Annotated in this window: 25 protein-coding genes; 17 read left to right on the top strand and 8 right to left on the bottom strand. The window is 59.0% G+C overall.

Translation table 11 applies throughout. The annotated features are described in order from the left end of the window. The first annotated feature begins 27 nt into the window (after window positions 1-27). On the top strand, window positions 28-2,646 hold the full coding sequence (locus N2601_RS26380; RefSeq protein WP_260304300.1) for a beta strand repeat-containing protein: 2,619 nt from the start codon (window positions 28-30) through the stop codon (window positions 2,644-2,646). A gap of 624 nt (window positions 2,647-3,270) precedes the next feature. On the opposite strand, the gene N2601_RS26375 is transcribed toward N2601_RS26380, so the two are convergent. From N2601_RS26375 to N2601_RS26355, 5 genes are read right to left on the bottom strand one after another with little or no spacing between them, the layout of a single operon-like run. Next, complete coding sequence (locus N2601_RS26375) at window positions 3,271-4,179, bottom strand: homocysteine S-methyltransferase family protein (protein ID WP_260304299.1); 909 nt, start codon at window positions 4,177-4,179, stop codon at window positions 3,271-3,273. 57 nt (window positions 4,180-4,236) lie between these two features. Continuing rightward, window positions 4,237-4,926, bottom strand: coding sequence for an ABC transporter permease (locus N2601_RS26370; protein WP_260304298.1), 690 nt, complete (start codon window positions 4,924-4,926; stop codon window positions 4,237-4,239). 12 nt (window positions 4,927-4,938) lie between these two features. After that, complete coding sequence (locus tag N2601_RS26365) at window positions 4,939-5,664, bottom strand: ABC transporter permease (RefSeq protein ID WP_260304297.1); 726 nt, start codon at window positions 5,662-5,664, stop codon at window positions 4,939-4,941. A 12-nt stretch (window positions 5,665-5,676) separates the two neighbouring features. After that, entirely contained in the window at window positions 5,677-6,447 is a 771-nt protein-coding gene (locus N2601_RS26360) for a transporter substrate-binding domain-containing protein (protein ID WP_260304296.1), read from the bottom strand. 45 nt (window positions 6,448-6,492) lie between these two features. After that, the gene (locus N2601_RS26355; protein WP_260304295.1) at window positions 6,493-7,272 is read right to left on the bottom strand and encodes an ABC transporter ATP-binding protein; all 780 of its coding nucleotides are present in this window, start codon (window positions 7,270-7,272) and stop codon (window positions 6,493-6,495) included. 170 nt (window positions 7,273-7,442) lie between these two features. On the opposite strand from N2601_RS26355, the gene N2601_RS26350 reads away from it, so the two are divergent. The 5 genes from N2601_RS26350 to N2601_RS26330 all read left to right on the top strand — a co-directional run bounded on the left by N2601_RS26350 (window position 7,443) and on the right by N2601_RS26330 (window position 12,739). Next, window positions 7,443-7,928, top strand: coding sequence for an Lrp/AsnC family transcriptional regulator (locus tag N2601_RS26350; RefSeq protein ID WP_260304294.1), 486 nt, complete (start codon window positions 7,443-7,445; stop codon window positions 7,926-7,928). Window positions 7,929-8,079: 151 nt separating this feature from the next. Next, window positions 8,080-8,478: a DUF1236 domain-containing protein gene (locus N2601_RS26345; RefSeq protein ID WP_260304293.1), complete on the top strand. Its 399-nt coding sequence runs from the start codon at window positions 8,080-8,082 to the stop codon at window positions 8,476-8,478. Window positions 8,479-9,163: 685 nt separating this feature from the next. Continuing rightward, a complete protein-coding gene (locus N2601_RS26340) occupies window positions 9,164-10,225 on the top strand; it encodes a porin (RefSeq protein ID WP_260304292.1) in 1,062 nt (353 codons plus the stop codon). Between the two features lie 331 nt (window positions 10,226-10,556). Continuing rightward, a complete protein-coding gene (gene yghU, locus N2601_RS26335; RefSeq protein ID WP_260304290.1) occupies window positions 10,557-11,432 on the top strand; it encodes a glutathione-dependent disulfide-bond oxidoreductase in 876 nt (291 codons plus the stop codon). 161 nt (window positions 11,433-11,593) lie between these two features. Next, window positions 11,594-12,739, top strand: coding sequence for a winged helix-turn-helix transcriptional regulator (locus N2601_RS26330; RefSeq protein ID WP_445945016.1), 1,146 nt, complete (start codon window positions 11,594-11,596; stop codon window positions 12,737-12,739). A gap of 40 nt (window positions 12,740-12,779) precedes the next feature. Here N2601_RS26330 and N2601_RS26325 read toward each other — a convergent pair whose 3' ends face one another. After that, complete coding sequence (locus N2601_RS26325) at window positions 12,780-13,826, bottom strand: Gfo/Idh/MocA family protein (protein ID WP_260304288.1); 1,047 nt, start codon at window positions 13,824-13,826, stop codon at window positions 12,780-12,782. 286 nt (window positions 13,827-14,112) lie between these two features. On the opposite strand from N2601_RS26325, the gene N2601_RS26320 reads away from it, so the two are divergent. The 6 genes from N2601_RS26320 to N2601_RS26295 all read left to right on the top strand — a co-directional run bounded on the left by N2601_RS26320 (window position 14,113) and on the right by N2601_RS26295 (window position 20,648). Continuing rightward, window positions 14,113-15,411, top strand: a complete 1,299-nt coding sequence (locus tag N2601_RS26320; RefSeq protein ID WP_260304287.1) for an extracellular solute-binding protein — start codon at window positions 14,113-14,115, stop codon at window positions 15,409-15,411. Between the two features lie 182 nt (window positions 15,412-15,593). Continuing rightward, entirely contained in the window at window positions 15,594-16,523 is a 930-nt protein-coding gene (locus tag N2601_RS26315; RefSeq protein ID WP_260304286.1) for a carbohydrate ABC transporter permease, read from the top strand. Beyond that, window positions 16,520-17,362: a carbohydrate ABC transporter permease gene (locus N2601_RS26310; protein WP_260304285.1), complete on the top strand. Its 843-nt coding sequence runs from the start codon at window positions 16,520-16,522 to the stop codon at window positions 17,360-17,362. The genes N2601_RS26315 and N2601_RS26310 overlap by 4 nt, the downstream gene beginning before the upstream one ends. Window positions 17,363-17,426: 64 nt before the next feature. Next, a complete protein-coding gene (locus N2601_RS26305; protein WP_260305254.1) occupies window positions 17,427-18,668 on the top strand; it encodes an ROK family transcriptional regulator in 1,242 nt (413 codons plus the stop codon). Between the two features lie 41 nt (window positions 18,669-18,709). Next, window positions 18,710-19,564: a sugar phosphate isomerase/epimerase family protein gene (locus N2601_RS26300; RefSeq protein ID WP_260304284.1), complete on the top strand. Its 855-nt coding sequence runs from the start codon at window positions 18,710-18,712 to the stop codon at window positions 19,562-19,564. 28 nt (window positions 19,565-19,592) lie between these two features. Continuing rightward, entirely contained in the window at window positions 19,593-20,648 is a 1,056-nt protein-coding gene (locus N2601_RS26295) for an ABC transporter ATP-binding protein (protein ID WP_260304283.1), read from the top strand. An 88-nt stretch (window positions 20,649-20,736) separates the two neighbouring features. On the opposite strand, the gene N2601_RS26290 is transcribed toward N2601_RS26295, so the two are convergent. After that, the gene (locus N2601_RS26290; RefSeq protein ID WP_260304282.1) at window positions 20,737-21,063 is read right to left on the bottom strand and encodes a DUF6665 family protein; all 327 of its coding nucleotides are present in this window, start codon (window positions 21,061-21,063) and stop codon (window positions 20,737-20,739) included. 403 nt (window positions 21,064-21,466) lie between these two features. Between N2601_RS26290 and N2601_RS26285 the strand changes: the two genes are divergently transcribed. Further along, window positions 21,467-21,613 carry a DUF1127 domain-containing protein gene (locus tag N2601_RS26285; RefSeq protein ID WP_260304281.1) on the top strand — a complete coding sequence of 49 codons (147 nt, stop codon included), beginning with the start codon at window positions 21,467-21,469 and terminating at the stop codon, window positions 21,611-21,613. A gap of 90 nt (window positions 21,614-21,703) precedes the next feature. Here the strand turns inward: N2601_RS26285 and N2601_RS26280 are convergent, their stop codons facing one another. Then, window positions 21,704-21,850, bottom strand: a complete 147-nt coding sequence (locus N2601_RS26280; RefSeq protein ID WP_260304280.1) for a hypothetical protein — start codon at window positions 21,848-21,850, stop codon at window positions 21,704-21,706. 312 nt (window positions 21,851-22,162) lie between these two features. Between N2601_RS26280 and N2601_RS26275 the strand changes: the two genes are divergently transcribed. Genes N2601_RS26275 through N2601_RS26260 form a run of 4 tightly spaced genes read left to right on the top strand, consistent with a single transcriptional unit; the run spans window position 22,163 to window position 26,284 of the window. Continuing rightward, window positions 22,163-23,155 carry an MsnO8 family LLM class oxidoreductase gene (locus N2601_RS26275; RefSeq protein WP_260304279.1) on the top strand — a complete coding sequence of 331 codons (993 nt, stop codon included), beginning with the start codon at window positions 22,163-22,165 and terminating at the stop codon, window positions 23,153-23,155. Between the two features lie 23 nt (window positions 23,156-23,178). Continuing rightward, window positions 23,179-24,528, top strand: a complete 1,350-nt coding sequence (locus tag N2601_RS26270; protein ID WP_260304278.1) for an LLM class flavin-dependent oxidoreductase — start codon at window positions 23,179-23,181, stop codon at window positions 24,526-24,528. A gap of 18 nt (window positions 24,529-24,546) precedes the next feature. Further along, complete coding sequence (locus N2601_RS26265; protein WP_260304277.1) at window positions 24,547-25,734, top strand: M20 aminoacylase family protein; 1,188 nt, start codon at window positions 24,547-24,549, stop codon at window positions 25,732-25,734. 25 nt (window positions 25,735-25,759) lie between these two features. Beyond that, a complete protein-coding gene (locus N2601_RS26260; protein ID WP_104827317.1) occupies window positions 25,760-26,284 on the top strand; it encodes a GNAT family N-acetyltransferase in 525 nt (174 codons plus the stop codon). Window positions 26,285-26,287: the final 3 nt, after the last annotated feature.

Genomic DNA, 26,287 nt, shown 5'->3' with positions numbered 1-26,287 from the left:
TCAAGCTAACATTTGGAACGCTCGTTTATGACTTCAATCATTTCCTCTCTGTCCGCCAGTGCAATCCGGTCTCTCTCCACCGCCACGATCGCTGCTCTGACCACAGACGACGTCGCGGCGATGGGTACTAGCCAAATCAACGCGCTTACCTCAACGCAGATCGCCGTGTTGAGTACGGAAGACATTGCTGTTCTCTCGACGAAACAAATGAAGGCCATCTCGCCGAGCGCCATTGTGGGCTTGGGGCTGGATCAACTGGCGGTTCTTTCATCGGTCCAAATTGGAGGCCTCTCCACGGTCGAAGTGAGGGCGCTGACCACCACTCAGGTCGCAGGGCTGTCGACGACGCAGATCAGTTCATTGACGACGACGCAGATCGCCGCTCTCTCTGCGACAGAGGTCGGCGCCCTTTCGACGGAGGATATCGCAGCGCTGTCGAGCAGCCAAATCGGGGCCATCAGCTCGTCCTCTTTGTCAAAGCTCTCCACCGATAATGTCGCGTTGCTCAGCACCGGCACGATCGCCGCCTTGAAGACGGCGCAGATCGCGGCACTGACATCCAGCCAGATCGCTGCGCTCACGACCAAGCAGATCGACGTTTTGAGTTCCACACAGATCGGCGCCTTGAGTCTGAAGCAGGTTGCGGCTTTAAGCACCGAGGCTGTGGCCGCACTCTCGACCGAACAAATCGCTTCACTGAAGTCTGCCTCGATTGCGGGTCTGACCACCAGTGAGATTGCGGCGCTGTCGACGACGCAGATCGCTGCGTTGACGACGACGCAGATCGCGGCTCTCTCTGCCACTGAGGTCAGTGCCCTTTCGACCGAGGATATCGCGACACTGTCGAGCAGCCAGATCGGCGCCATCAGCTCCGTCGCCCTCTCGAAGCTTTCCACCGATAATGTCGCATTGCTCACCACCAGCACGATCGCCGCGTTGAAGACGGCGCAGATCGCCGCCCTGACGTCCAGCCAGATCGCTGCGCTTACGACCAATCAGGTCGACGTTTTGAGTTCGACGCAGATCGGCGCTTTGAGCTTGAAGCAGGTTGCATCTCTGAGCACCGCCGCCGTTGCTGCACTCTCCACCACGCAAATTGCCGCGCTGAAGACTGCTGCGATCGTGGGTCTGACCACCAGTGAGATCGCGGCGCTGTCGACAACGCAGATCGCTGCACTCTCCACCACGCAGATCGCAGCTCTCTCTGCGACAGAGGTCGGCGCCCTTTCCTCGGCGGATATTGCGGCGCTGTCGAGCAGCCAGATCGGGGCAATCAGCTCGTCCGCGCTGTCGAAGCTCACGACGAGTAACGTCGCGTTGCTCACCACCAGCGCGATCGCCGCCTTGAAGACGGCACAGATCGCGGCGTTGACCTCCAGCCAGATCGCTGCGCTCACCACCAGTCAGATCGACGTTTTGAGTTCCACACAGATGGGGGCCTTGAGTCTGAGGCAGGTCGCGTCTCTGAGCACTGTCGCCGTGGCTGCACTGTCGACCACGCAAATCGCTTCACTGAAGTCAGCCTCCATCGCGGCCCTGACCACCAGTCAGATCGCGGCGCTGTCGACAACACAGATCGGTGCGTTGACGACGACGCAGATCGCGGCTCTCTCTGCCACAGAGGCCAGCGCTCTTTCGTCTGCGGATATTGCAGCGCTGTCGAGCAGCCAAATCGGAGCCCTCAGCTCCGTCGCTCTGTCGAAACTCTCTACCAGTAATGTCGCATTGCTCACCACCAGCACGATCGCTGGTTTGAAGACGGCCCAGATCGCTGCGCTGACATCGAGCCAGATCGCGGCGCTTACGACCGGTCAGGTCGAGGTTTTGAGTTCGACACAGATCGGCGCCTTGAGCCTTAAGCAGGTTGCATCTCTGAGCACCGAGGCTGTGGCCGCGCTATCGACCACGCAAATTGCCGCGCTGAAGACCGCCTCGATCGCGGGGCTGACCACCGATGAGATTGCCGCGCTATCGACGACACAGATCGGTGCGTTGACGACGACGCAGATTGCAGCTCTCTCTGCCGCTGAGGTTGGTGCCCTTTCGACCGAGGATATCGCGGCGCTGTCGAGCAGCCAAATCGGAGCCCTCAGCTCGGTCGCTCTGTCGAAGCTCTCCACCGATAATGTCGCGTTGCTCACCACCAGCACGATCGCCGCCTTGAAGACGGCGCAGATCGCGGCACTGACATCCAGCCAGATCGCTGCACTCACGACCAAGCAGATCGACGTCTTGAGCTCGACGCAGATGGGCGCCTTAAGTCTGAAGCAGGTTGCGGCTCTGAGCACTGTCGCCGTGGCCGCACTCTCCACAACGCAGATTGCCGCGCTGGCGTCAGCCTCGATCGCGGCTCTGACCACCAGTCAGGTCGCGGTGCTATCGACGGCGCAGATCGGTGCATTGTCGAGCACGCAGATCGCCGCCCTGACCTCGGCGGAGATTGGCGCTCTGACGTCGACGGATATCGAGGCGTTGTCGACCGAGCAAATCGAAGCCATCAGCACCCGAGGCATAAAAGGACTATCAACCTCTGATATTTCCGTGCTCTCCAGCGAGCAGCTATACGCTATCACGACAACCCAGGCACAGGCATTGGACTCCGAGCAAATTGCGGCGATCATTGCGGCCTATGCTGCTTATAGCTGACTATGACGTCTGTGATTGCTGAAACGTTGCGGTTTCCGCGAAATGATGACGACGGACGGCGGCACTTCCTCGAATAGTTTTCAATTTGGAAGGCTATTTCGGCTGAAAGCCACCTGAGCGTCCCATTGCCATCAGCATTCCTGCTCGTGGAATAGAGAAGCGGCTCTACCTTGTGGGGCAAGGTAGAGCCGGGAGACCGCATAACGGCTCACTGAGCGCGCCCAAGCGTCGGGGAAACTTGTCCGCTTGCTAATTTTATACTACTCAAGGCTGAATATCCAGCTAAACCTAAGCGCGCCGACCGGTTTTAACAGCAACTGTTCCCGATATCTCAAGGACGCTGATCCACGTCGTCCGGTTAGGATGTTTGAATGACGGCTTTTGTCCGGCCACCGCAGGTTCCAGCTCCGGGTAATGTCTGTGGTGCCCGGAGAAAACCCGCCGCTGGCAGGGGCGCTACCAACGACGGGCTCGGCTTGGAGACAGTTGGTCAGTGCGCGCGCCTGCCAACTAACAGTTCAACATCCGCAGGCGTGAATTGTTCCATCAACGCGTGAATTTGTCGCCGCTTGCGGTCGGATCATAGAGCATGACGAGCTGATTCTGGTCATTGCGCAGCGAGTTTCAGCGCAGGAGCGCCCTTGTCAGCCGGTGGATATGCTCTGCTCCGATGCCGCAGCAGCCGCCGATCATGGTCGCACCAGCTTCTGCCCATGAGCAGGCGAAGCGCGAATAGGTGTCGCTGGTCATATCCTCGCGGGTATCGTGAAGGCCCTCATTGGCGGCCGAATCACCTTGTTCGCCTTCAAAAGCATTGGCATAGACGCCGATCTCGAGCGCAGAGCCTTTATCTTTGAACACGCGAGCCGCTGTTTCGACCGCCGCCTGCATCACTTCCGGCTTGCTGCAGTTGAACAAGAGAGCCTTCGCGCCGGACGAGACCGCCCAGATCGCCGCATCTTCCACCCGTTCGCCGGAGCGCAGCTTCGGTTCGCCGCCTTTGACCTGTGCCTCGTCATCGGCCAGCGTGAACGAGATCCAGAATGGCTTCCCCGTTGGGGCAACCGCGGTGCGTACGGCTTCTCCCTCGGCGATCAGGCTGAGGGTCTCGCCAAGCCATACGTCCACATAGGGCGCTAGTTTTTCAACCAGCACCTTGAGATAGTCCTGCACCCGCGAAGGATCGAAGTTCTGCGGCTCATAGGAGCCAAAGATCGGCGGCAGTGAACCGGCGACCAGAATTTTCCGGTCGCTGACGGCATCGGCGGCTTCGCGCGCCAATTGGCCCGCGAGCCTGATCAGCGACGCACCGTCCTTCTGAAACCGTTCCTCGCCGATGTGAAAGGGTACCAAGGCATAGCTGTTGGTGGTGACGACATCAGAGCCGGCAGCGATGAATTCCTCATGGACCTTTCGAACGATATCCGGGGAATTGATCAGCGCCAGTGCCGACCATTCCGGCTGCTTCAGTTCAGCCCCGAGGCGCAGGAGTTCGCGGCTCATGCCGCCGTCGAGAATATGAAGTTTGCTCATGGGTAGGGTCTCCGTAAATGCATCGGGTCTGCGCAAAGGCATGACCCGTCCTGCGTGCTAGCGCCGCACCGGTACCTGCGCCTCCAAGTGGCGGAAGGCTCGTGCGATAATGGCGGTGAGAATGAGATAGAAGACGGTAACGACGATCAGCGGCTCGTAGACCAGCAGCGTGTCCTGACGCACCTTGCTGGCGACAGCGTAGAGATCCATCACCGTGACGGTGAAGGCGAGGGGTGTCGCCTTGAGCTGCATGACGATTTCGCCGCCGATCGTCGGCAAGGCGATGCGAATGGCGCGCGGCAGCCAGATGCGCCGGGTCAGCGTGAAGGGTCGCATCCCAAATGCACGGCCTGCTTCCAACTCCCCCTTCGGCACTGCGAGCAGTGCACCTCGCAACACCTCCGCCTCGTAGGCGGCATAGTTCAGCGTAAAGCTCAGGGCGGCAAAGAAGAAGCCCTCGCGTAGGATCGGCCAGAACAGGCTCTGACGGATACCGGGGATCATCGGCAGTAGCGAACCGACGCCGTAATAGAGAAGCCATAGCTGGATGAGCAGAGGCGTGCCGCGGAAGAAGGTGCAATAGCCTCGGGCGAGAAGTTGCGTCAGGGGACCGCCGCTTACCTGCGCAAAGGCAAGGCCGATAGCGATAATGAAGCCGAAGACGACCGAGATCACCAGCAGCGCCACCGTCTGCGCAGCGCCCGTCAAGAGAAGCGGCCAATAGGAGGCGATCCATGAGAAGGTCATGCCGTTCGCTCCTCAGGCAGGCTTCGGCTGACCGCGCCGCACATGGCGCTCGATCAGGTTGAAGACGACATTGGAGGCGAGCGTGAGGGCGAGATAGAGAAAGGCGGAGGCCAGGAAGAAGATGAAATAATGCTTGGTGCTCGCGCCGGCGAGGCGCGTGGCGAGCGCCAGTTCCTGATAGCCGACGACGGCGACCAGTGCGCTGTCCTTGGTGATCGACATCCACAGATTGGCAAGGCCTGGGAGGGCATTCGGCAAGAGTGCCGGCAGGATGACGCGGCGGAAACGCAGCATCGGCCCCATGCCGAAGGCCTTCGCTGCGTCGATCTGACCGGCGGGGATTGCGAGGATCGCGCCGCGCAGCACTTCCGTCATGTAGGCGCCCTGCACGATGCCGAGTACGACGACGGCGACGACGAAGCCGTTCACTTCGATCGCAGGCAGATTGAGCGCAGCCAAGAGCCGGTTCAGGCCATCCATTCCGGCATAATAGAGCCCGACGATCAGAATCAATTCCGGAATGGCGCGGACCGCTGTCGTATAAAGATTGAGCAACAGGCCGAGCGGCCTGTTGCCGGAAAGCTTGCCAAGCGCGCCTCCGACCCCGAGCAGGAGGCCGATTATAAACGCGCCGGCGGAGATGGCGATCGTGGAGGCCGCACCCACGAGCAGCACACCACCCCACCCGGGCGGATAGGGAGAGAGCAGGTCGAAGATACCTTGTGGAGCGGCCGCCATCGTCGAGATCGCTTACTTTGCGCCGTAGATGTCGAAGTCGAAATACTTCTTGGTGATTTCGTCATACTTGCCACTGGTGCGGATCGCGGCGATCGCGGCATTGAGCTTGGCTTTCAGCTCGGTATCTTCCTTGCGAAGGCCACCGGAAACGCCCGCTCCGAGAATTTCCTTGTCGTCGGCAACATCGCCCATCTTGGCGCAGCAATCCTTGCCCGCATCACTCTTCAGGAAGGCGTCAAGAGCCAGCGAATCGCCGAAAACATAGTCGATGCGGCCGGCGGCGAGATCCTGGAATGCCTCGTCTAGGGTCTGATAGGTTTTTTGATCCGCGACTTTGGCAAAGTACTTATTGAAGTAGTCGGACTGAATGGTCGAAACCTGAATGCCGATGGTCTTGCCCTTGACATCATCGGCGGCGGCGCCAGGCTTCTGGTCTTTCGGGCCGATCAGCGTGCTTGGCGTGTTGTAATATTTGTCGGTGAAGTCGATGATTTTCGAGCGTTCCACGGTGTTCGACATCGATGACCAGATCACGTCGAACTTCTTGCTCTGCAGAGCTGGAATGAGGCCATCCCAGGAGAGTTCGACGATCGAGCATTTCTCCTTCATCTGATCGCAGACGGCATTCATCAGGTCGATTTCCCAGCCCTGCCACTGGCCGGAGGCATCCTTGGCGAAGAAGGGCGGATAGGATTCGTTCATAATGCCGAAACGAACGTCGGCCTGAGCCGTAAAGGCAGAAACGGCAAGCATGGCGCCGGCAAGAAGCAGGGGCAGTTTCATTCTTTGGATTCTCCTGATGTTGTTGTTTGTGAAAGCGGGGAGGGATCAGTGGCTGAGTGCGCCGGTGAATTCCCGGCAGCGGGCACTCAAGGGGGCATCGAAGATCTGCCGCGGCGGACCCTCTTCTTCGACCCGTCCTTGATGCAGAAAGAGAACATGACTGGAGACGTCACGGGCAAAGCGCATCTCATGGGTAACGAGCAGCATGGTTCGGCCCTCTTCCGCGAGGTCGCGGATGACCTTCAGCACCTCGCCGACCAGCTCGGGATCGAGTGCCGACGTCGGCTCGTCGAACAGCATGACAGCGGGATCGACACAAAGCGCCCGGGCAATGGCGGCTCGCTGCTGCTGGCCGCCGGAAAGGAAGGCGGGGTAAGCATGTCGCTTTTCGTAAAGTCCGACTTTTTCGAGCAAGGCTTCCGCCTTTTCGACGGCCTCCCGGCGGGCAACGCCCATGACATGAACCGGCGCTTCGATAATGTTTTCGAGTACGGTTCGGTGTGCCCAGAGATTGAAGCTTTGGAAGACCATGCCGAGACCGGTGCGCAGCCGTTCGACTTGCCGCCAGTTCGTCGGCTGCATCTGGCCGCCGCGGTTGCGCTTTAAGGCGATTTCCTCGCCGTTCACGACGATACGCCCGCGATCCGGTATTTCCAGCAAATTGATGCAGCGCAGAAAGGTGCTTTTTCCGGAGCCTGACGAACCGATGATCGAAATCACATCGCCTTTTTTGGCTTTCGTCGAAACGCCTTTGAGGACTTCATGGGGACCAAAGCTCTTGTGAAGATCATCCACATGAAGAGCTTGGAGAGGCGGTTCTGTCATACGCGGTTCCGAGTAAAAATAATTTGCGGAGAATATCGCGTATATGTGCCGTTTTTGCGCGCAAATTCTGATTGATTTGCATAATATATGCAGAAATTTGTTTCATATGCATCAAATGTGACAGAATGCCGGTATTGCCGGGCAATTCACGACCACGGTCTGGGGGTAGGATGGAAAAACTGGATCGCTTTGATCGCGATATTCTCGATATCATCCAGCGCAATTGCCAGCTAACGGCAGAAACCATCGCCGAAAGGGTGGGGCTTTCGACCTCGGCCGTGCAACGGCGCCTGAAACGCCTGCGCGAGGAGGGGATCATCAAAGCGGAAGTCGCCGTGGTTGACCGCAAGGCGACCGGCACCCCCATGGTATTCATCACCGGGATGGAAATCGAGCGGGATAATTACGATGCGCTTGCGAAGTTCCGCCTTTGGGCGGAGAAGCAGGATCACATCCAACAGGTCTATTATGTCACGGGCGCAGTTGATCTCATTGCCATCATCACGGCTCGGGATGTCGAACACTATGACGACATCGCTGCGCTGATCATGGCGGAAAACCCGCAGATCCGACGCATGCATACCAATGTTGTTCTGCGAGACGTCAAGCTCGGTCTGGTCGTCCCGTTGGCGACCGGGGATGATGACAACAAATAGAGTCGCAGATGCCGTCACCGACGGACTTCTCACGAATTCTATCGCCGTGGCGCAACTTGTGATAATTGCAGGTAATTCCGCAAAGGAACTTTCGGATGCAGTAGTCATTCCCCTACCAGCTCACATGAGCCGAAAAGGAAAGGAGAATGCTATGAATACGAAACTCATCGTTTCAGCAGCGGCCGCCTTCGGCCTTCTCGCTGGTTCAGCCTTTGCGCAGTCCTCGACGGTCACTGGGGCCGCGGGTGGCGCGGTTACCGGAGCAGTTGTCGGTGGCCCGGTGGGTGCCGCAGTCGGTGGTGTTGCGGGCGCTATTGTCGGTACCGCCATCGATCCGCCGCCACAGAAGGTTGTCACCTATGTGCAAGAGCAGCCGATGCCTCCGGCTGAAGCCGTCGTACAAGAAAGAGTCGTCGTCGGTCAGCCGCTCCCCGAGACCGTTGTCGTAACGCCGGTTCCGGATAACCCGACTTACGCCTATGCCGTCGTCAACCATCAGCGTGTCATCATCCAGCCGAAGACGCGCAAGGTTGTCAAAATTCTCGATTAATCCTACCGGAAGGGCCTCTGCCGGAGGTCCTTCCTCTGCCGGCTCGCGCATAGATGCCGGACGCTTTTACCCAATTCCCTCATCGACCAGATTCTCGGCGCTTAGTCCGCCATGTCCCGGCGGCTAGGGCAGGCGAAAGTTGGTGCCTCCTGCTATTTGTAAGCTTGCGCTTATGCCTGAGGGCTGTGACGCCCCTTATTGGTTACCGCTTGTTTTCCGAAAAGTTCAGCGCTTGGCGCCTGCGCCGGTCGTGGCAGCATTCATTCCTGACAACCCATGGAGGCAGTATCGGCGACGCTTTTGCAGCCCAGAGAAATCATTTTGTGCAATAACTTGACGGAAAAATGATAATATCGCCTTACAATATGGGCGCTATTGATAAGTATTGTAAGTACAATATCTATAATTATACGTACAGTGCGTATGTTTCTGAATATTTCTACCGGCATATTTGGCATTATATATTCAGTTATTCTTAATTTACTGGTGCATTTCTGCATCTATGACAGGTTTATGTCAGCGTATTCCCACGGATTTATCAAAATATTGTGTTGGCTACGGAGCTTCTCTGGCTATCGTGCGCCCGGAAGTTCACGAACTTTCGATTCAAAGGGAACAGCCGGATGAATGAACGTAACGGATAATCTCCGGGTCGTTCCGATCAGGCACACAGATTGGAGACAAAATGAACATCAAGAGCCTTCTTCTCGGCTCCGCTGCTGCGCTTGCAGCAGTTTCCGGCGCTCACGCGGCTGACGCTGTCGTCGCTGCTGAACCGGAGCCGCTCGAATACGTTCGCATCTGCGACGCATACGGCGCTGGCTACTTCTTCATTCCGGGCACCGAAACCTGCCTCAAGATCGGCGGCAAGGTTCGTACCGAAGGTGAATGGTACGACGCTTACAACCCGAACAACGTTCGTGGCACGCTCTGGCACACCCGCGCCGAGCTGCAGCTTCAGACGGCTACCGACACCGAATACGGTCCGCTGAAGACCAACACGGAACTGCGTTGGGATTGGCAGGAAGGCGGCTCCACGAGCACCAACTTCCTCCACGGCAGCATCAGCCTCGGTGGTTTCACCATCGGTAAGGAAGACTCGCAGTTCAACGTATTCACCGGTTACGCCGGCGACGTCATCAACGACGACGTGGTCTATGACGGTCCGTACGAACTCAACCAGATCACCTACAACTACGACGCCGGCAACGGCTTCACGGCTGTGATCTCGGTGGAAGACACCAATTCCGGCGTTGGCGCAACCGGCTCCAACGGCGAAGACAGCTCGGATCACTACGCTCCGGACGTCGTTGCCGGTGCTGGCTACAAGGCTGGCGCATGGTCCTTCAAGGTCGTCGGTGGTTATGACTCCATCGTCGAAGAAGGCGCTATCAAGGCTCGTGTCGATGCCGACTTCGGCGTCTTCTCTGCCTTCGTCATGGGCGGCTGGAACACCGACGGCGACAAGCTGAACAAGTACGCTGGCGCGAACGGTGGCGGCGACGCTTCCGGTATCGGCTGGGGCGACTGGGCAGTTTGGGGCGGCGCAAGCGTTCCGATCAACGAAAAGCTGAAGTGGAACTTCCAGGTCGCTTATACCGACTCGAAGATCTTCTCCGCTACGACGAACCTGAAGTTCAACCCGGTTAAGAACCTGCTCATCGAGCCGGAAGTCACCTACACCAACTGGGATTCGATCAACGAAGATCAGTGGGCTGGTATCCTCCGCTTCGAGCGTAGCTTCTAATCTGATCTGAATTTGACCTCCGATCAGAAAAGGGAGAAGGCCCGGTTTCCCTCCGGGCCTTTTTCTGTTCTGCACGTAAGTACTTCCGCAGCGCGCAACTGCGCTAGATCATGCGCTTTAATGGTGTCTGCTGTCCTCAAGGGCGCAGGCGCCCATTGTCATCCTTGACAATCCAGCCACCAAAAATCTCAACGCTCAGTTAGATAATTGTCTCACTGTTGCGTGAAGTGGCATTCTCGCCCCTGACAAAACATCGTTACCTCTGCTAGGTGCTACAGCCTATCGACGCCATATCGATTGTACGTCCCTGTCAAATATCAGGAGTTTGAGCATGACCGGTTCTTCCGACTACACGCCGCCGAAAATCTGGACTTGGAACAAGGCGAATGGAGGCCAGTTCGCGAATATCAACCGTCCGATCGCTGGACCGACCCACGACAAGGATCTGCCGGTCGGCCGCCATCCTCTTCAGCTTTATTCGCTCGCAACGCCGAACGGTGTGAAAGTCACGATCATGCTGGAAGAGCTGCTGGCGCTCGGCCACAGCGGCGCGGAATATGACGCCTGGCTGATCAAGATCGGCGAGGGTGATCAATTCGGAAGCGGCTTCGTGGGGGTCAATCCCAATTCAAAAATTCCGGCCCTGGTGGATCGCAGCGGCCCGACGCCGATTCGCGTCTTCGAGTCCGGTTCCATCCTGACCTATCTCGCCGAAAAATTCGGCGCCTTCCTGCCGACCGACCCCGCCGTGCGCGCCGAATGTTTTTCATGGCTGTTCTGGCAGATGGGAAGCGCACCCTATCTCGGCGGCGGCTTCGGCCACTTCTACGCCTACGCGCCGACGAAGATCGAATATGCGATCGACCGCTTTGCCATGGAGGTGAAGCGCCAGCTCGACGTGCTGGATCGCCGCCTTGCCGAAAGCGAATATCTCAGCGGTAAGGAATACACGATCGCCGACATGGCCGTTTGGCCCTGGTATGGCGGTCTGGTCAAGGGCTGGCAATACGGTGCGGCCGAGTTCCTTCAGGTCGAGGACTACAAGAATGTCCAGCGTTGGGCCGATGCAATCTTCGAACGGCCGGCAGTCAAACGCGGGCGGATGGTCAACCGGGTATCCGGTGAGCCCTCAAGCCAACTGCATGAGCGCCATGACGCCAGCGATTTTGAAACCAAGACGCAGGACAAGCTCGCAATCGCGAGCTGAACAATTCCTTTGCTATCAAAGCTGGGCGCTATTGCGCCCGGCTTAGCCGCTAAGGTTATCAGCCTTCGGTGAGCCTTTTGCTGCCGCCTCGACAAGAGATGTTCCGATGATAAAAGGCATCGGTGATATCATGCGTCGAAGTGTGACGAAGAAGAGGGTTCATGCGGCACTCCCGGTCAGATGTGCAAGGGCGCGCGCGCGTCGGACCTAACGTGCCGGCGGCATCTAAGAAGGTGGGCCTTCGCTCGACTGAGATCGCCGACCGGAATTTCCGCGTCATCCTCGAAGCCATTCGCCGCTACGGTCCGTTGACGAGGCTCGAGCTGGGACAGCGGACCGGACTGAGCGGGCCGGGCATCACCAATATATTGCGCCGGCTGAGCGATGACGGCCTCATCACATCCAGGCGGCGCAGGGATGCGGCTAAGGGGGCTTCGTCCACGGAATTTGCACTCAATCCGGATGGCGCCTTCTCGATCGGCGTCCGGCTGGGCGGGGCCTGCCCGGAAGCCGTGCTGATCGACCTCAGCGGCCAGATCCGAGAGCGGACGCAGCTCGACCAGACGATCGAGCTGCCGGCCAGCCTTGAAAAGGCGGCACGCGATCTTCTTGCCGGCAAAACGGCGGCGCCTCGCGTGCTTGGCATGGGCATTGCCGCCCCATCGGCGGAGGAGGTCAGCCTTGAGCAGATAGCGCTTGATTCGCGGCCGCTCCGCGTCCTGGTCGAGCGCGATTGCGTGGCGGCGGTGCTTGCCGAGCGCACCATCGGCGCACCGATGCCCGAGGGCGGCCTGGTGATGATCATCATCGACCATACGGTGGAGGCGGCGCTTCTCGTGCGCGGCGTGCCCTTTGCCGGCGTGCATGGCCGGGCGGGCAGCATCGGTGCGATGCGGACAGGTCCGGACCATGTGCGGCTCGACAGCATCGTTGGTCTGCATGCACTACAGGCCTGCCTGTCGGCGGAGGAGTTCGCGGCGCTTCTGGCCGGAAAGGAATTGCCGATGTCGACTTCCGTTTTGGATTGGGTGAAAAATGCTGCCGGTCATCTGCTCGACGCCATTGTCGCGACGGCAGGGTTCCTCGCCCCGGGCGCAATTCTTATCGGCGGTGATCTGCCGCGCGGCATTATCGAGGCACTGATCCATCAGATGTCGATCGAGCGCCGCAATACGACCATTCGCCCATTCATTACGCCATGGATCTCGCCCATCAGGCCGGCAAGCTTTGACGGCGGCGGGATTGCCATCGGCGCTGCGCTGCTGCCCTTCTTCGACGCTCTGTTGCCATCGCCATCGGCGGGATAAACGGGGTGCCCGGCCGGTTTTTGACTGGGCACGTCGCTGGTTATGCGACCTGTTCGTCCCTATGGCTGAGATCGGAGGCGAGCGCCTTATCGAGCACCTTTTGGATATTGGCGGCGCGGCGGAAGGAGGGCTCCTGCGTCTTGCCAGCCCTCACGGCCTGGACAAAGCGCTGATAATTAGTTTCCACCGGGTCGAACGGGATATCGCGCCATGTGGCGGTATGGACGTCGTCGCCGAGGCAGGCGCGGAGGGTCGATTTGCCCGTGTCATAGATCATTTCGATCGAGCCTGTCTCGCCATAGACACGCAATCTCAACTGATCGAGCTGGCCCGCCGCCGTGCGGGTTGCCTGAATCGTCCCGATTGCGCCTGACGTGAAGTCGACATTCATGGTGAAGCTGTCATTGGCATCGAGATCATATTCGTCGATCTTGTCGCCCGGCGCCTTGGTGAAGGTCTTCAGCCGGCCGAAGACATGCGCGACGTCGAGCCCAGAGCCGTAAGAGGTGAAATCGACGATGTGGATGCCGATGTCGCCCAGCGCGCCGTTGGAGCCGTGTTTCTTGCTCAGGCGCCACAGCCACTTGCTTTCCGTCTTCCAATCGCCCCAGGCCTTGCCGACCAGCCAACTCTGCAGATGCGACGCCTCGACATGGCGCACGGCGCCGATCTCGCCGGCAAGCACCATCTGGCGGCCTTTCTGCAGGGCAGGCGAGTTGCGATAGGTGAAATTCACCATGCCGACCTTGCCTGATTTCTCCATCGCTTCCGCCATCTCCATTGCCTTGATGGCATCGGTCGCGAGCGGCTTTTCGCAGAAGACATGCTTGCCGGCCGCAATCGCCTGCATGGTGGTGGGATGATGGACGCGGTCCGGAGTGACATTGGCGACTGCATCAAAGTCGCCCCAGGCAAGCGCTTCCTCGAGAGAGCCGAAATGATTGGGTATGCCATGCAGGCTGCAGAAGGCCGCCAGCCGCTCGGGCATGATGTCGACGCCGCCGACAACGCTCACGCCCTCGATCGCCTTGAAACTCGAAGCATGTTTATCGGCCATTCCGCCGGTGCCGAGAATAAGTAAGCGCATATTACCCTCCCATAAGATCATCTCTCTGTGGCCGAGCATTCAAGCTCGAACCCACAGTGGATTGCGGCAAAACAATTTCTACTTCGCCGTTCAGAAGTTGATGACGTGACGCTTGAACAATGTCGCCGGGCGCTATGTCTTCGCAAAGATCGCCATTTTCCGCTCCTCCTAGTTCCGGCTTGACATCAAAACAAAGTAACTTAATCTAATCAATGCAGCACGGAAATGAGGATAGGTCAACAGATCAAACCTGCTGTATTCGCCAAAATGGGGGAGGAGACCCATCATGATGAAGTCAATTGTCAGCGCCCTGGCGCTGAGCACGATGCTATTTGCAGTGCAGTCCGGCTATGCCCAGGAGTTGGCGACAAAAGACAGGATCGGGTTGGAGAATGCTCCGAAGTCTTTGGTTGTCCGCCTGACGAATGACAGTCCGAACAATGCCGATCCGAAGATTGCCGATGGCTACAAGCAATTGTTCGTGGACTTCATCAAGAAACATCCGGACTGGAAGCTGCAGATGCAGTTCATGTCTGCCGATATCGGCACCGAACAGGCGAAAATGCTCGAACAGGCAAAGGCCGGCAATGCGCCGGATTGTGCGGCGGTCGACTCCTTCGTGCTATCGCAATTCATGATCAACCATGTGCTTGCCGACTTCTCACCCTATTTCAGCAAGGACGAAATTGCCGATCTCTTCCCTTTCATTCGCAATGGCATCACCGACAAGGACGGAACCATCCGTGCCTGGTGGTGGGATACGGACTTGCGCGTTCTCTATCGCAACAAGTCGATCGTTCCCGACGCGCCGCAGACCTGGGACGATCTGAAGAAAGCCGCCCTTGCCTCCAAGGATCAGGGCATGGAAGGCGTTCTCTTCAATGCCTCCCGCTATGAAGGTTCTACTTTCGACTGGCTGGCGAACTACTGGGCGCTTGGCGGCAAGCTGGTGGACGACAGCGGCAAGCCGGTCTTCGGCGAAGGCGACAACAAGGAAAAGTTCCTGAAAGCGCTGACCTATTATAAGGACCTCGTCGATACCGGCGCGGCGCCGAAGCGTGTTACGACGATCGGCAATTATGACGACCTGAACGCCGCCGCTGCAGCCGGCACCACTGCCCTGTTCATTGGTGGCAACTGGCAATATGCCCAGTTGAAGGCGACGCTCGATGAAGACGAGTTCAACAAATGGACCTTCTCGCCGATCCCGGGTCCGACGGCGGACAAGCGCTCGACCGGCACCGGAGGCTGGACGATCGCCTCCTTCAGCAAGGACAAGGAAAAGGTCGAGATGTGCGCCAATCTGGCGCGCGAGGTCTATATGGGGCCGGGCAACGCTTTGCAGCAGCAATTGCCGACGCGCAAATCTCTGTTCGACAAATATCCGGTCTTTGCAACTAATGCGAACAAGACGTTCGCGGCTGCGCTCGCCAACGGCCAGGCCCGACCGGGCGCACCGATCTATCCTGAAATCTCCAATCAGATTCAGATCATGATGGGCGACGTCCTGTCCGGCACAAAATCGCCGGAGGATGCCTTGAACGCTGCGTTCAATGCGACGATGGAGGCTTACAAGCGCCTCTAGCGCACCGCATGTTCAATTGAGTGCGCAACGATCGCATACTCTTTTGATTCCGGAGCACCTAGTCAGCCTGCGGGTGAACCACCACAAAGCCGGATGCTCCAGCCGAAAGATGATCGGGGGCGGCGCTCCAACATCGGCAGCGCCGCCAACGTCCATTTGAAACATTTGGACAGAGAGAGCAGATGAGCCCAATTGCAATGGAGGCCCCAACAGGCCGAAAACGCGGGTTCTTTCCGCGTGATTTTGCCGGCGCGCCGCTTCCATGGATCATGCCTGTCATCCTGGTCATCGGCGTATTCTACCTTTACCCGGTGCTCGACGTTTTCCGGCTGTCGCTGACCAACGCGACGCTGATCGGCGAGAATTCGAGCTACACGCTAGATTCAATCAAGAACGCAATCAACTCGCCGCAACTGCCGGACATTCTGTGGGCGACGTTGATCTTCGTCGGCGGCAGCGTGGTCGGTCAGCAGATCCTCGGCCTGGCGGTTGCGGTTGTCGTCATTCGCGGCGAAAAACGCGGGCTGTTCGGCACGACCATCCTGCGCACGACCGCGCTTGTCGCCTGGGTCGTGCCCGGTATTGCCGGCGGCATCATCTGGCAGATGCTGTTCAGCGAAGCGCCCTATGGCGCCCTCAACAGTATCCTGCGCATGATGCACATTCCGCCGGTGGCCTGGCTCTCCGATCCGGCGATCGCGCCCTGGTCGGCGCTGCTCTCCAATGTCTGGCGCGGCACGGCCTTCTCGATGGTGGTGATGTATGCGGCGCTGAAGGCAGTCGATCCGTCGCTGTACGAGGCGGCAGAAGTAGATGGCGCAACCTCAACACAGCAATTGATCTTCATAACCCTGCCGCAACTGCGTGCCGCGATCCTCGTCAACATGATCCTGATCACCATCATGACGCTTAATACCTTCGACGCGATCATCACGTTGACGGGTGGCGGGCCTGGCCGGGCGACCGAGGTCATATCGCTCTACGTCTTCAACATCGTCTTCCGCAATTACGATCTTTCAGGCGGCAGTGTGCTGTCGGTGCTGATGCTGTTCATCAGCCTCGGGCTCGCCTTCGTTTACGCCTCGTTCCTGCCGAAGGAGGAAGAAACATGAGTATGAGAACAGGCAGCCGCTGGGGCGATGTCGTCAGCTATATCTTCATGCTGATCATGTTCGTGTTTTTCGCGGGGCCGTTATCCTATCTGCTATCGCTTGCCCTGCGCGGTCGGCGGGAGATCTATCTCGGCGTTGCCCGCTATATCCCGAAGAACCCGACCATCGACAATTTCGTCTCGGTGCTCACCAACAGCTACTTCCCGATCTATCTTTGGAATGGCCTGAAGCTCGCGTCGCTGAGCGGCCTCGGCGTCCTGATCGTCGCTTTGCCGGCGGCCTACGCGTTTTCGCGCTTTCATTTTCGCGGCAAGGGCCTCTCGATGATGGGGCTTCTGCTGTTCCAGATGATTTCACCGCTGGTGATCATGGTGCCGCTCTACCGGTACATGAACAAGCTTGGGCTGCTCGATACTCATTTCGCCGTGGTCATGGTCTATATCGCGCTCGGCGTGCCGCTGGCGACGTGGCTGCTGAAGAGCGCCGTGGATGGCATTCCGAGGAGCCTTGACGAGGCCGCGATGATCGACGGCTGCAATCGCTTTTCGGTGTTCTGGCGCATCATCCTTCCGCTCTCAGGGCCGGGCATCGCTTCGGTGTTCATCATCACGGTGATTGCCGGTTGGTCGCAATTCCTGGTGCCGTTCCTCCTGCTGACCCAGAACAACTTGATGCCGATCGGCGTCGGCATCTTCAACTTCAAAGGCATGCAGACGGACTCCTCCGTGCAATTGCTGGCGGCCGCCTGCCTGATCTCGGTGGTTCCCGCCATCGTCGCTTTCCTCTCCCTGCAGCGGCTGATCCTCGGCGCGATGACCAGCGGAGCCGTGAAAGGATGATGTTACGGGCAAGGAGAATTGCGTGTACGAGGCAGGCGAGAGATAGCGCGAGGCTGCTTTGACGATGCGACAATTCGACGATGCCCATAATTTCTTTGACCTGACCGGCGCCAATGTCGAGGATGCCGGCGAACACAACCGCGCCGTCATCCTGCGCTGCATTCATCGGCAGGCGCCGATCTCCCGGGCTGAGATTGCCCGGCAGACCGGATTCACGAAGCCGGCGATCGCGCGCATTGTCGACCGGCTGCTGGATGAAGGTCTGGTGATAGAGGCACGCCGCCGCCATGGGCTGCGCGGGCAGCCGGCAATCGAGCTCGAGATCAATCCCGACGCCTGTTTCTCGATCGGCGTGAATATCGACCGCGATCATTTGACGATATTGGCGGTCGATGCGGTCGGAAACGTCAGGGGGAGAGTGCATCACGAAAAACGCTTCATTCTTCCGGCCGAGTTTGTCGAGCTGACGGCGGATGCCATCTCGCATTTCCAGCGCAGCAAGCTCGTCGATGACGCCCGCATCGCCGGCATCGGCCTTGCTGTTCCCGATTGGCTCGGCGAAATTCCTGTGCTGGGCCGACCGGACGATTATGCGCAATGGACGACTTTCGATGTCCGCAAAGCGATCGAAGCCATCACCGATCACCCGATCTTCATCGACAACGAAGCCAATGCCGCGGCAATGGCGGAGCTGGACTACGGACTTGGCGCCGAAAGCCGCAGTTTCTTCTATATCGCCATCAACGCCTGCCCCGGTGGCGGGCTTGTGCTCGACGGGATCGGCCATCGCGGCGCCATGGGATTGAGCGGCGAAATCGGCTGGCTGCCGATCGCCGATCCGAATGATCCGAAGGGGGCGAAAGTGCAGCCTCTCGGCGAGATCTTCTCGCTGTTCTTCCTTTATGACCACCTTGCCAAGCACGGCATAGAGGTGAGCAGGCCGCAGGATTTGTTGGCGCTCGATGCACGCGGACGCAAGCTGGTTTCGTCTTGGCTGAAGCAGATGAGCGTTCACCTTGCCGAAGCGGTGATCCATATCGGCCTGATCGTCGATCCCGATGCGGTCATCGTCGGCGGCCGCCTGCCGGTGCGCATGACCGACGAGCTTCTGCGCTATGTGAACGAACACCTGCAGTCTTCGGACCCGAACCTGCCGTCCATTCATCGCGCCTCGCTGACGGAGGATGCCGCTGCCCTCGGCGGCGCGGCGATGCCGACCGCGGCGGCCTTGATGCTCGGTTCGGCCAATCCGCAACAGCGCACGCGCTCGCCCCTGCAGATCATGGACCGCCTGCACGCCACATGAAGAGATCCTGATGTCATTCGATTTGTATGAGGAGGAATTCAGTGAAGATCGGCTTTTACACATCGACATTCAACGATCGCCCTTTTGAGGAGGTTGCCGATTTCGCGAAGGAGGCAGGATTCGACGCGATCGAGATCGACGTCCGCGGTCATATCAAGACGCCTGATCGTGTCGCCGACGTCGTAACCGTCGCCAGGGATCGCGGCCTGTTCGTCGCCTCGATCACCTTGACTGGCAATCAGCTAGACGCCGACATAGGCCACCGGGCCGAATTGCGCCGCAGCACTCTGGAATTCGCCCATGCGGTCGGCGAGGCGAAAGTGCCGATCTTCGTCATTTTTCCTGGCCGCAACGACGATGCGAGCGAGGAGGAGAACTACGACAATTTCGCAGACCATGCGAACGCGCTGATTGAGGCGACGGAGGCGAGCGGTCTGACATTTGCGATCGAGAATTGGCCCGGCCCGAAGGATAATTTCGTCGGCACCACGCCCTACGGATGGCAGCAGCTTTTCGAAAGGATCAGGAGCCCGCGCTTCGGCCTGGAATTCGATCCATCGCATCTGTTACGCATCGGTGTTGATCCTTTCGCAGCCCTTGCCGGCGTCAGGGATCGGATTGCCATCCTGCACGCAAAAGATACCGCCATCGACCCCGAGCGGCAGCAGGCCGTCGGCTATCATGGCAAGGGCTGGTGGCAATATAAGCTGCCCGGCAAGGGCATGCTCGATTGGGACAAGTTCCTGCGCCAGGCTATGTCCTATGGCTTCGACGGCACGCTCTCGATCGAGCATGAGGATGCTGCTTATGGTTGGCCGGGAAAGGATCTTTCCGCTCGCAAGGAAGGCGAGCGGCTTGGCTTGAGCTTCCTGCGCAATGCGCTGAAATCGATCTGAAGCTGCGCCCAGGGAAGGGGAGGAAGCAATGGCGAATGTATCGGTCAACAATGCGCGCAAGGATTACGGCGCCTTCAAAGCCATCAAGGGCGTGTCGATGGAGATTGAGAACGGCGAATTCGTCGTTCTGGTCGGCCCATCCGGTTGCGGCAAGTCCACGCTGCTTCGAATGATTGCCGGCCTCGAAGGCATCACGTCGGGAGCGATCCAGATCGGGACGCATGTCGTCAACGACTTACCGCCAAAGGATCGCGACATCGCGATGGTCTTCCAGAATTACGCGCTCTATCCGCACATGACGGTAGCGCAGAACATGGGCTTTTCCCTGCGGCTGAAGCGCATGCCGCGGCCGGACATCAAGACGAGGGTCGATCGCGCAGCGCGCATCCTTGGCCTGGAAAGCCTGCTTGAACGCTATCCGAAACAGCTCTCCGGCGGCCAGCGCCAGCGTGTCGCCATGGGTCGCGCCATCGTGCGCGATCCGGCGGTGTTCCTCTTCGACGAGCCATTGTCGAACCTCGACGCGAAGCTGCGCGTCCAGATGCGTTCGGAAATCAAGGAACTGCATCAACGCCTGAAGACGACGACGATCTACGTGACGCACGATCAGATCGAGGCGATGACCATGGCCGACAAGATCGTCGTCATGAAGGACGGCAAGATCGAGCAGATGGGCTCACCGCTCGATCTCTACGATCAGCCGAGCAATCTCTTTGTCGCCGGCTTCATCGGCTCCCCGGCGATGAACTTTATCAAGGGCACGATGACGCAGGAGGGTTTTCGGACGGCCGACGGAATCCTGCTGCCGACGCTCAAAAAACCCGAAAATGCCGTCACCTACGGCATCCGCCCGGAAAACATCCATCTCGATCCCCAGGGCATCGACATCAGCATCGTCGTGCTGGAGCCGACTGGATCGGAAACGCTGATCATTGCCAAACTGGGCGAACAGACCATCACCTGCGTCTTCCGCGAACGCATTCGCGCCAAGCCGGGAGAGACATTGCGGGTTTCGCCCGACATGTCGGCAATCCATCTCTTCGACGATGCCGGCGTCAACATTGGCTACAGTCGCGTCCGATGATCCGACCTGCGCAGGCGGAAGTTTGAAGCAATGCTGCCTGCACGAGAGGCTGCGCCTATGGCGCTGATGTCGAAGATTATGCCCGGTTTTATCGGCGGATAACGCCGACCTTTGCGAGCACCTCGTTGGGGATCGCGTAACGTTGTATGATGTCGCGACCGTTTCGCAGGCCGCAGATTTCGCGCTGGATGAAGAAGGCCCACACGGCGTCGGAAGCCTTGTTGATAAGGTTCTCGCGGTCCGCGTCGCTGTGGCTGGTTGCGTCCCATGCCCGCAACTCCGCAAGCGCGGACTCTACCTTCAGGCCGTTGCGACCAAGAGAAGCAGCGCGTTCGGACATGAGTTCGTATTCGAGAACATTGAAGCCGCCACTCGAATTGAACTGCCTCAGAGATTGTGGCGGACGAAGGCTCATGGATGGGTATCCTTTTGCTCTGCGATGATGTTAACCGATCATGTCCGGGAGATCGATAGGCCAGGCTTGTATGGTTCACCGGTGCTATGTCGTGGCAGGTATGCCGCAATCGCATATCGACTATTCAAATGTCGTAAGTGTGCAGGCAAAATTTGGCCCGCAGTTTCAAATTTGCGAAGCGTTTCGATCAATAATCGCGATCCGGCCATCGCGCCAAGCGCGATTCCCCATCTTTATCGTCTAAAAAATATGCGGTCGTCTTAAAGATATGCGCTCATTGCAATGGTGCATTGACCGAACGGCTCTGTTAACCGGCGAGGGCGAGTCTTATATTTCAATCATCGAAAACACGGCGGCGCCCGGATGGCAGCCGCTTTTCCAAACCCGCAGAAAGGGGATGAACATGAACGTAGCGCATTCCTTCAACAACTGGCGCAAGTATCGCCGGACCGTATCGGAACTCGGTCGCATGTCGAACCGCAGGCTCAACGATCTCGGTATCGAGCGCTCGGACATCCAGCGCATCGCTCGCGAAGCACTCGCACGGTAATATTGAATTCTCGCACGGTGACAGTGCGATGTTTGAACGCCCGCTCTCATACAGCGGGCGTTTTGCTTTATAAGGATGGCCGTATTCTCATTAGACCGGCTGGCCGAAAAGTTGGAAATATCCCCAGGCGGCAACGAAAATCGCAATCACGACGAGGATGACAAGCAACTTGCGTAGACCGGGGCGCGGTGTCTTGGGCGGCTTAGGTCTTCGAAATTTGATGACATTGTCGTTCATTTGACCTCGGCTATCGGGCATTATCCAAGCTTCTCTTTCGCTCCAAATCCATGGGTCCATAGATAGAACTGTAAGGCACCTAAGAGCAACCCATTGCGAAACCGAACGCGATGGCAGTAGCAGCCCCCTGTCAGATGGCACGTATCTTTCCGCGTAAAGTCGCGCCTCACAGGACAGGTGCGCATGCTTTGCAACTTATTTCCCCACTTTGCCGCGCGAAGAGAAAGTCGTTTCTTATAATACATTTAATCTACGTATTTTATAGATTATAGAGCCGCGCCAAAACGCCGGCACGATAATCGGATGATCCATATGTCCTATCTTCTGAGTCTTCTCGACAAAAGCCCTATCGACGCCGGTAAAAATGCCACGGATGCGTTACGGTCGACCGCCAGACTGGCGGTTCGAGCCGAGGAGCTTGGCTATCATCGTTTCTGGGTGGCCGAGCACCATAATATGGCGAACTTGGCGAGCTCCGCGCCGGAGGCGCTGATTGGCTATTTGCTCGCCAAGACATCGAAGATCCGCATCGGCTCCGGCGGCGTGATGCTGCAGCATTATAGCGCCTACAAGGTGGCGGAGACCTTTAATCTGCTTTCCTCGCTAGGGCCTGGCCGGGTCGACCTCGGCGTCGGAAAAGCGCCGGGCGGCTTTCCGCTATCGACGCGGGCGCTGCAGGCAGCGGTCGATCCAGAGCGCAAGCCGAGCTTTGCCGATCAACTTGCCGACATCAACGCTTATCTCTCAGGCGAATCCTCGGCGGATACCGCCGTTGCCACGCCGCTTCCTGCGGTCGCTCCCGAACGCTATTTGCTCGGTGCCTCCGTCGACAGCGCCAAGCTGGCAGCCGAGAAGGGCTGGGAGCTGGTCTTTGCCGGCCATCTGAATGGCGATCCCGAAAATCTTCGCAAGACCTTCGAAGCCTATGAGGCGGCGAGCGGCGGCAAGAGCCCGATCTTGGCCCTGGCGGCCTTTGCCGCCGAGAGCGAGGAGCAGGCGCGCGCACGTGTCGGCGATCTCCGCATCGTCAAGATCTTCCTTCCCAATGGTCAGACGATCAATGTCGGCAGTGAGGAACAAGCGGCCGAATTCGCCCGCCAGGCTGGCGTCACTGATTACCGGACCGAGGAGAAGGTGCCGAGCGTGCTGCACGGCACGGCAGCGCAGATCCGCAATGAGCTGGACGAACTGCATCGCCGCTACGGCGTCAAGGAATTCATTCTCGACACACCGGCGCTGACGGCTGCCGAGCGCCTTTCCTCCATCGAGCTGCTCGCCAAGGAGCGGCTCTCCCTCGTCGCTTGATAATACAGAAGAGGATTGCACCCATGGCTCAGAAACACGTCACGTTCGGCATCATGCTACAGGGTCCCGGCGGCCACATGAACGCCTGGAAACATCCGAGCGGTCCGGCCGATGCCAGCGTCAATTTCGGCTTCTTTGTCGATACAGCACGCAAAGCGGAAGAGGCCGGCATCGCCTTCGCTTTCGTCGCCGACGGTCTCTACATCAACGAGCAGTCGATCCCGCATTTCCTCAACCGCTTCGAGCCAATCTCGATCCTCTCGGCGCTTGCCGCCTCCACCTCGAAGATCGGCCTCGTCGGCACGGTTTCGACCTCCTATAGCGATCCCTTTACCATCGCGCGGCAATTCGGCTCGCTTGATCTGATCAGCGGCGGTAGGGCAGGGTGGAATGCGGTGACCTCGCCGCTAGAAGGCTCCGGTCGCAACTACAGTCGCGAGCATCCCGAACACGAGCTGCGCTACGAGATCGCCGACGAATATCTGGACGTCATCAAGGGCCTGTGGGATTCCTGGGATGACGACGCCTTCATCCGCAATCGCGAAAACGGCGTCTTTGCGGACAAGACCAAGCTGCGGCGGCTGAACCATAAGGGTCGCTTCTTCCGCGTCGAAGGACCTTTGAATATCGGCCGTTCCAAGCAGGGCCAGCCGGTCGTCTTCCAGGCGGGCGCCTCGGACTCGGGCATCCGGCTCGCCGGTAGGCATGCCGACGCCGTCTTCACCAATGGCGGGCCGATCGAGGAGGCGCAGGCCTTCTATCGCCAGCTCAAGGACAGCGTGATCGCACACGGGCGGTCGGCTGCGGCGGTCGGCATCTATCCCGGCATCGGCCCGATCGTCGGCGCGACGAAGGAAGAGGCGGAAGCGAAATATCAGGCAATCCGCAATCTCGTTACCATCGAAGAGGCGCTGCTCTATCTCGGTCGCTTCTTCGATCATCATGATTTCAGCGTCTATCCCCTGGACGAGCCTTTCCCCGATCTCGGCGATATCGGGCGCAACAATTTCCGCGCGACCACGGACCGCATCAAGAAGACGGCGCGCGAGAAGGGGCTGACGCTGCGCGAAGTCGCGCTCGATTCCGCAACGCCTCGCACCGCTTTCATCGGCACGGCGGACCATATCGCCGGCGAGATCATCCGCTGGGTGGACCAGGGGGCGGCCGATGGCTTCATTCTCGGCTTCCCGGTGATCGCCGAAGGCTTCGACGACTTCGCCCGATACGTCCTGCCGATCCTGACCGCGCGCGGCTATTTCGACCCCGTGCTGAAGGGCTCGACGCTGCGTGATCATCTGGGGCTGCCCTATCGCGAGAGCCGCTATGCGCAGGCCAAGGACGAAGTCGAACAAGGAAGGGCGATCCGTGCCTGAGGCATGGTCGACGCTGCCATGAACGTCATCACCCAGCATCATCGACCGACTGATGATATCGAGAAGGGGATAGCCTCCTTTATCGACGAGATCATTGCTCTCCGTCATGATCTGCATCGCTATCCGGAGCTTGCCTTCCAGGAGCGGCGGACCAGCAAGATCGTCGCCTCCCTGCTTTCTTCCTGGGGCTACGAGGTGGCGACCGGTGTTGGGGGCACTGGCGTCGTCGCAACCCTTCGGGGCGGCGACGGCGGCAGGCGCATCGGCATTCGAGCCGATATGGACGCCCTGCCGATCGAAGAGGCCACTGATCTTCCCTATGCCAGCGACAATCCCGGCGTCATGCATGCCTGTGGCCATGACGGGCACATGTCGATCCTGCTCGCCGCGGCGCGTTACCTCGCTGAATCCAAAGATTTTTCCGGTGTGCTGACGCTGATCTTCCAGCCGGCCGAAGAGATCGGTGCCGGCGCCCGCAAGATGATTTCCGACGGGCTTTTCGAACGATTTCCAGTGGACGCCGTTTTCGGCCTGCACAATTGGCCGGGCGTACCATCGGGTCAGTTCGGTTTCGTCGCCGATGCGGCCATGGCCTCGGTCGATCAGGCCGTGATCCGTATCGTCGGCAAAGGTGGTCATGGGGCTGAACCGCAAAAGGCGGTCGATCCGGTATTGGCATCTGCCGCCTTCATCACGGCTTTGCAGAGTGTCGTGGCGCGCAATGTCGACCCTCAGGATATGGCGGTCGTCACCGTCGGCTCGATTCATGGTGGCTCGGCCTCGAACGTGATCCCGGAAAGCGTAGAGCTGAAGCTGACCATGCGTGCTTTCAGCGAGGCGGTGCGCCAGCAATTGCAAGAGCGTATCCCCGCACTTGCCCGCGCCCAGGCGGAAAGTTTCGGTGCGCAGGCGCATGTGAACTATCGCCTCGGCTTTCCGGCGCTGATCAATCATCGCGAAGAGACGGCCTTCGCCCGCGCAGTGGCGCTGGAGACCTTCGGTGAGGGGCGGATCGTGCAGAATTTCCGGCCGCGCACGGCAAGCGAGGATTTTGCCTTCATGCTGCAGGCGCAGCCGGGCAGCTATCTCTTCGTGGGCAACGGCGACAGCGCCCCTCTCCACAGCGCCCACTACGATTTCAACGACGCGATCATCGCGCCCGCCGCCCGCTACTGGGTGCGGCTGGTCGAGACCTTCCTTTCATGATGACGACAACAGGACGGCTGATGAGATGAGTGACAGCTTTCTCTACACGACCCCTCTCGACCCACGCGCAAAGCCGCTGATCGATGAGCTGATCCATGAATATGACAGCCGCTACGGCACCTATTTCAGCGCCGAGGGTGCGGCGGCGGAGCTCAACCGCTATCCGCCGGAAGCCTTTGCGCCGCCCGATGGCAATTTCGTGCTTTTGATCCGCGATGGCGAGACCATCGGCGGCGGCGCCTTCAAGCGCTATGACGAGCGCACTGCCGAATTCAAGCGCATCTGGACCCGCCATGATCTGCGCCGGCAAGGGCTGGCGCGCAAGGTCCTGATCGAGCTGGAAGCGCAGGCAGCCCGCCAGGGCTATTCCCGCATCTACCTGACCACGGGTTTCCGCCAGCCGGAGGCGGTCGGCCTCTATCTCAACTACGGCTACACCGCCCTGTTCGACCAGGCTGTCGATCCGGAAATCCACCGGACCCTCCCCTTCGAAAAAGATGTCAGCCATCTGGCCGAACCGGAGCTGCGCGTGGCCGGCGGCAACAGGTGAAAA

The organism is Rhizobium sp. CB3060, from assembly GCF_025200735.1.
Lineage (GTDB): Bacteria > Pseudomonadota > Alphaproteobacteria > Rhizobiales > Rhizobiaceae > Rhizobium.
This window is presented reverse-complemented; position numbering and strand designations above follow the sequence as displayed.

Excerpts from the sequence above, each read along its gene's own strand:
- N2601_RS26380 (WP_260304300.1), top strand. The coding sequence starts at position 28 with ATGACTTCAATCATTTCCTCTCTGTCCGCCAGTGCAATCCGGTCTCTC.
- N2601_RS26375 (WP_260304299.1), bottom strand. The coding sequence starts at position 4,179 with ATGAGCAAACTTCATATTCTCGACGGCGGCATGAGCCGCGAACTCCTG.
- N2601_RS26370 (WP_260304298.1), bottom strand. The coding sequence starts at position 4,926 with ATGACCTTCTCATGGATCGCCTCCTATTGGCCGCTTCTCTTGACGGGC.
- N2601_RS26365 (WP_260304297.1), bottom strand. The coding sequence starts at position 5,664 with ATGGCGGCCGCTCCACAAGGTATCTTCGACCTGCTCTCTCCCTATCCG.
- N2601_RS26360 (WP_260304296.1), bottom strand. The coding sequence starts at position 6,447 with ATGAAACTGCCCCTGCTTCTTGCCGGCGCCATGCTTGCCGTTTCTGCC.
- N2601_RS26355 (WP_260304295.1), bottom strand. The coding sequence starts at position 7,272 with ATGACAGAACCGCCTCTCCAAGCTCTTCATGTGGATGATCTTCACAAG.
- N2601_RS26350 (WP_260304294.1), top strand. The coding sequence starts at position 7,443 with ATGGAAAAACTGGATCGCTTTGATCGCGATATTCTCGATATCATCCAG.
- N2601_RS26345 (WP_260304293.1), top strand. The coding sequence starts at position 8,080 with ATGAATACGAAACTCATCGTTTCAGCAGCGGCCGCCTTCGGCCTTCTC.
- N2601_RS26340 (WP_260304292.1), top strand. The coding sequence starts at position 9,164 with ATGAACATCAAGAGCCTTCTTCTCGGCTCCGCTGCTGCGCTTGCAGCA.
- yghU (WP_260304290.1), top strand. The coding sequence starts at position 10,557 with ATGACCGGTTCTTCCGACTACACGCCGCCGAAAATCTGGACTTGGAAC.
- N2601_RS26330 (WP_445945016.1), top strand. The coding sequence starts at position 11,594 with ATGCGGCACTCCCGGTCAGATGTGCAAGGGCGCGCGCGCGTCGGACCT.
- N2601_RS26325 (WP_260304288.1), bottom strand. The coding sequence starts at position 13,826 with ATGCGCTTACTTATTCTCGGCACCGGCGGAATGGCCGATAAACATGCT.
- N2601_RS26320 (WP_260304287.1), top strand. The coding sequence starts at position 14,113 with ATGATGAAGTCAATTGTCAGCGCCCTGGCGCTGAGCACGATGCTATTT.
- N2601_RS26315 (WP_260304286.1), top strand. The coding sequence starts at position 15,594 with ATGAGCCCAATTGCAATGGAGGCCCCAACAGGCCGAAAACGCGGGTTC.
- N2601_RS26310 (WP_260304285.1), top strand. The coding sequence starts at position 16,520 with ATGAGTATGAGAACAGGCAGCCGCTGGGGCGATGTCGTCAGCTATATC.
- N2601_RS26305 (WP_260305254.1), top strand. The coding sequence starts at position 17,427 with ATGCGACAATTCGACGATGCCCATAATTTCTTTGACCTGACCGGCGCC.
- N2601_RS26295 (WP_260304283.1), top strand. The coding sequence starts at position 19,593 with ATGGCGAATGTATCGGTCAACAATGCGCGCAAGGATTACGGCGCCTTC.
- N2601_RS26290 (WP_260304282.1), bottom strand. The coding sequence starts at position 21,063 with ATGAGCCTTCGTCCGCCACAATCTCTGAGGCAGTTCAATTCGAGTGGC.
- N2601_RS26285 (WP_260304281.1), top strand. The coding sequence starts at position 21,467 with ATGAACGTAGCGCATTCCTTCAACAACTGGCGCAAGTATCGCCGGACC.
- N2601_RS26280 (WP_260304280.1), bottom strand. The coding sequence starts at position 21,850 with ATGAACGACAATGTCATCAAATTTCGAAGACCTAAGCCGCCCAAGACA.
- N2601_RS26275 (WP_260304279.1), top strand. The coding sequence starts at position 22,163 with ATGTCCTATCTTCTGAGTCTTCTCGACAAAAGCCCTATCGACGCCGGT.
- N2601_RS26270 (WP_260304278.1), top strand. The coding sequence starts at position 23,179 with ATGGCTCAGAAACACGTCACGTTCGGCATCATGCTACAGGGTCCCGGC.
- N2601_RS26265 (WP_260304277.1), top strand. The coding sequence starts at position 24,547 with ATGAACGTCATCACCCAGCATCATCGACCGACTGATGATATCGAGAAG.
- N2601_RS26260 (WP_104827317.1), top strand. The coding sequence starts at position 25,760 with ATGAGTGACAGCTTTCTCTACACGACCCCTCTCGACCCACGCGCAAAG.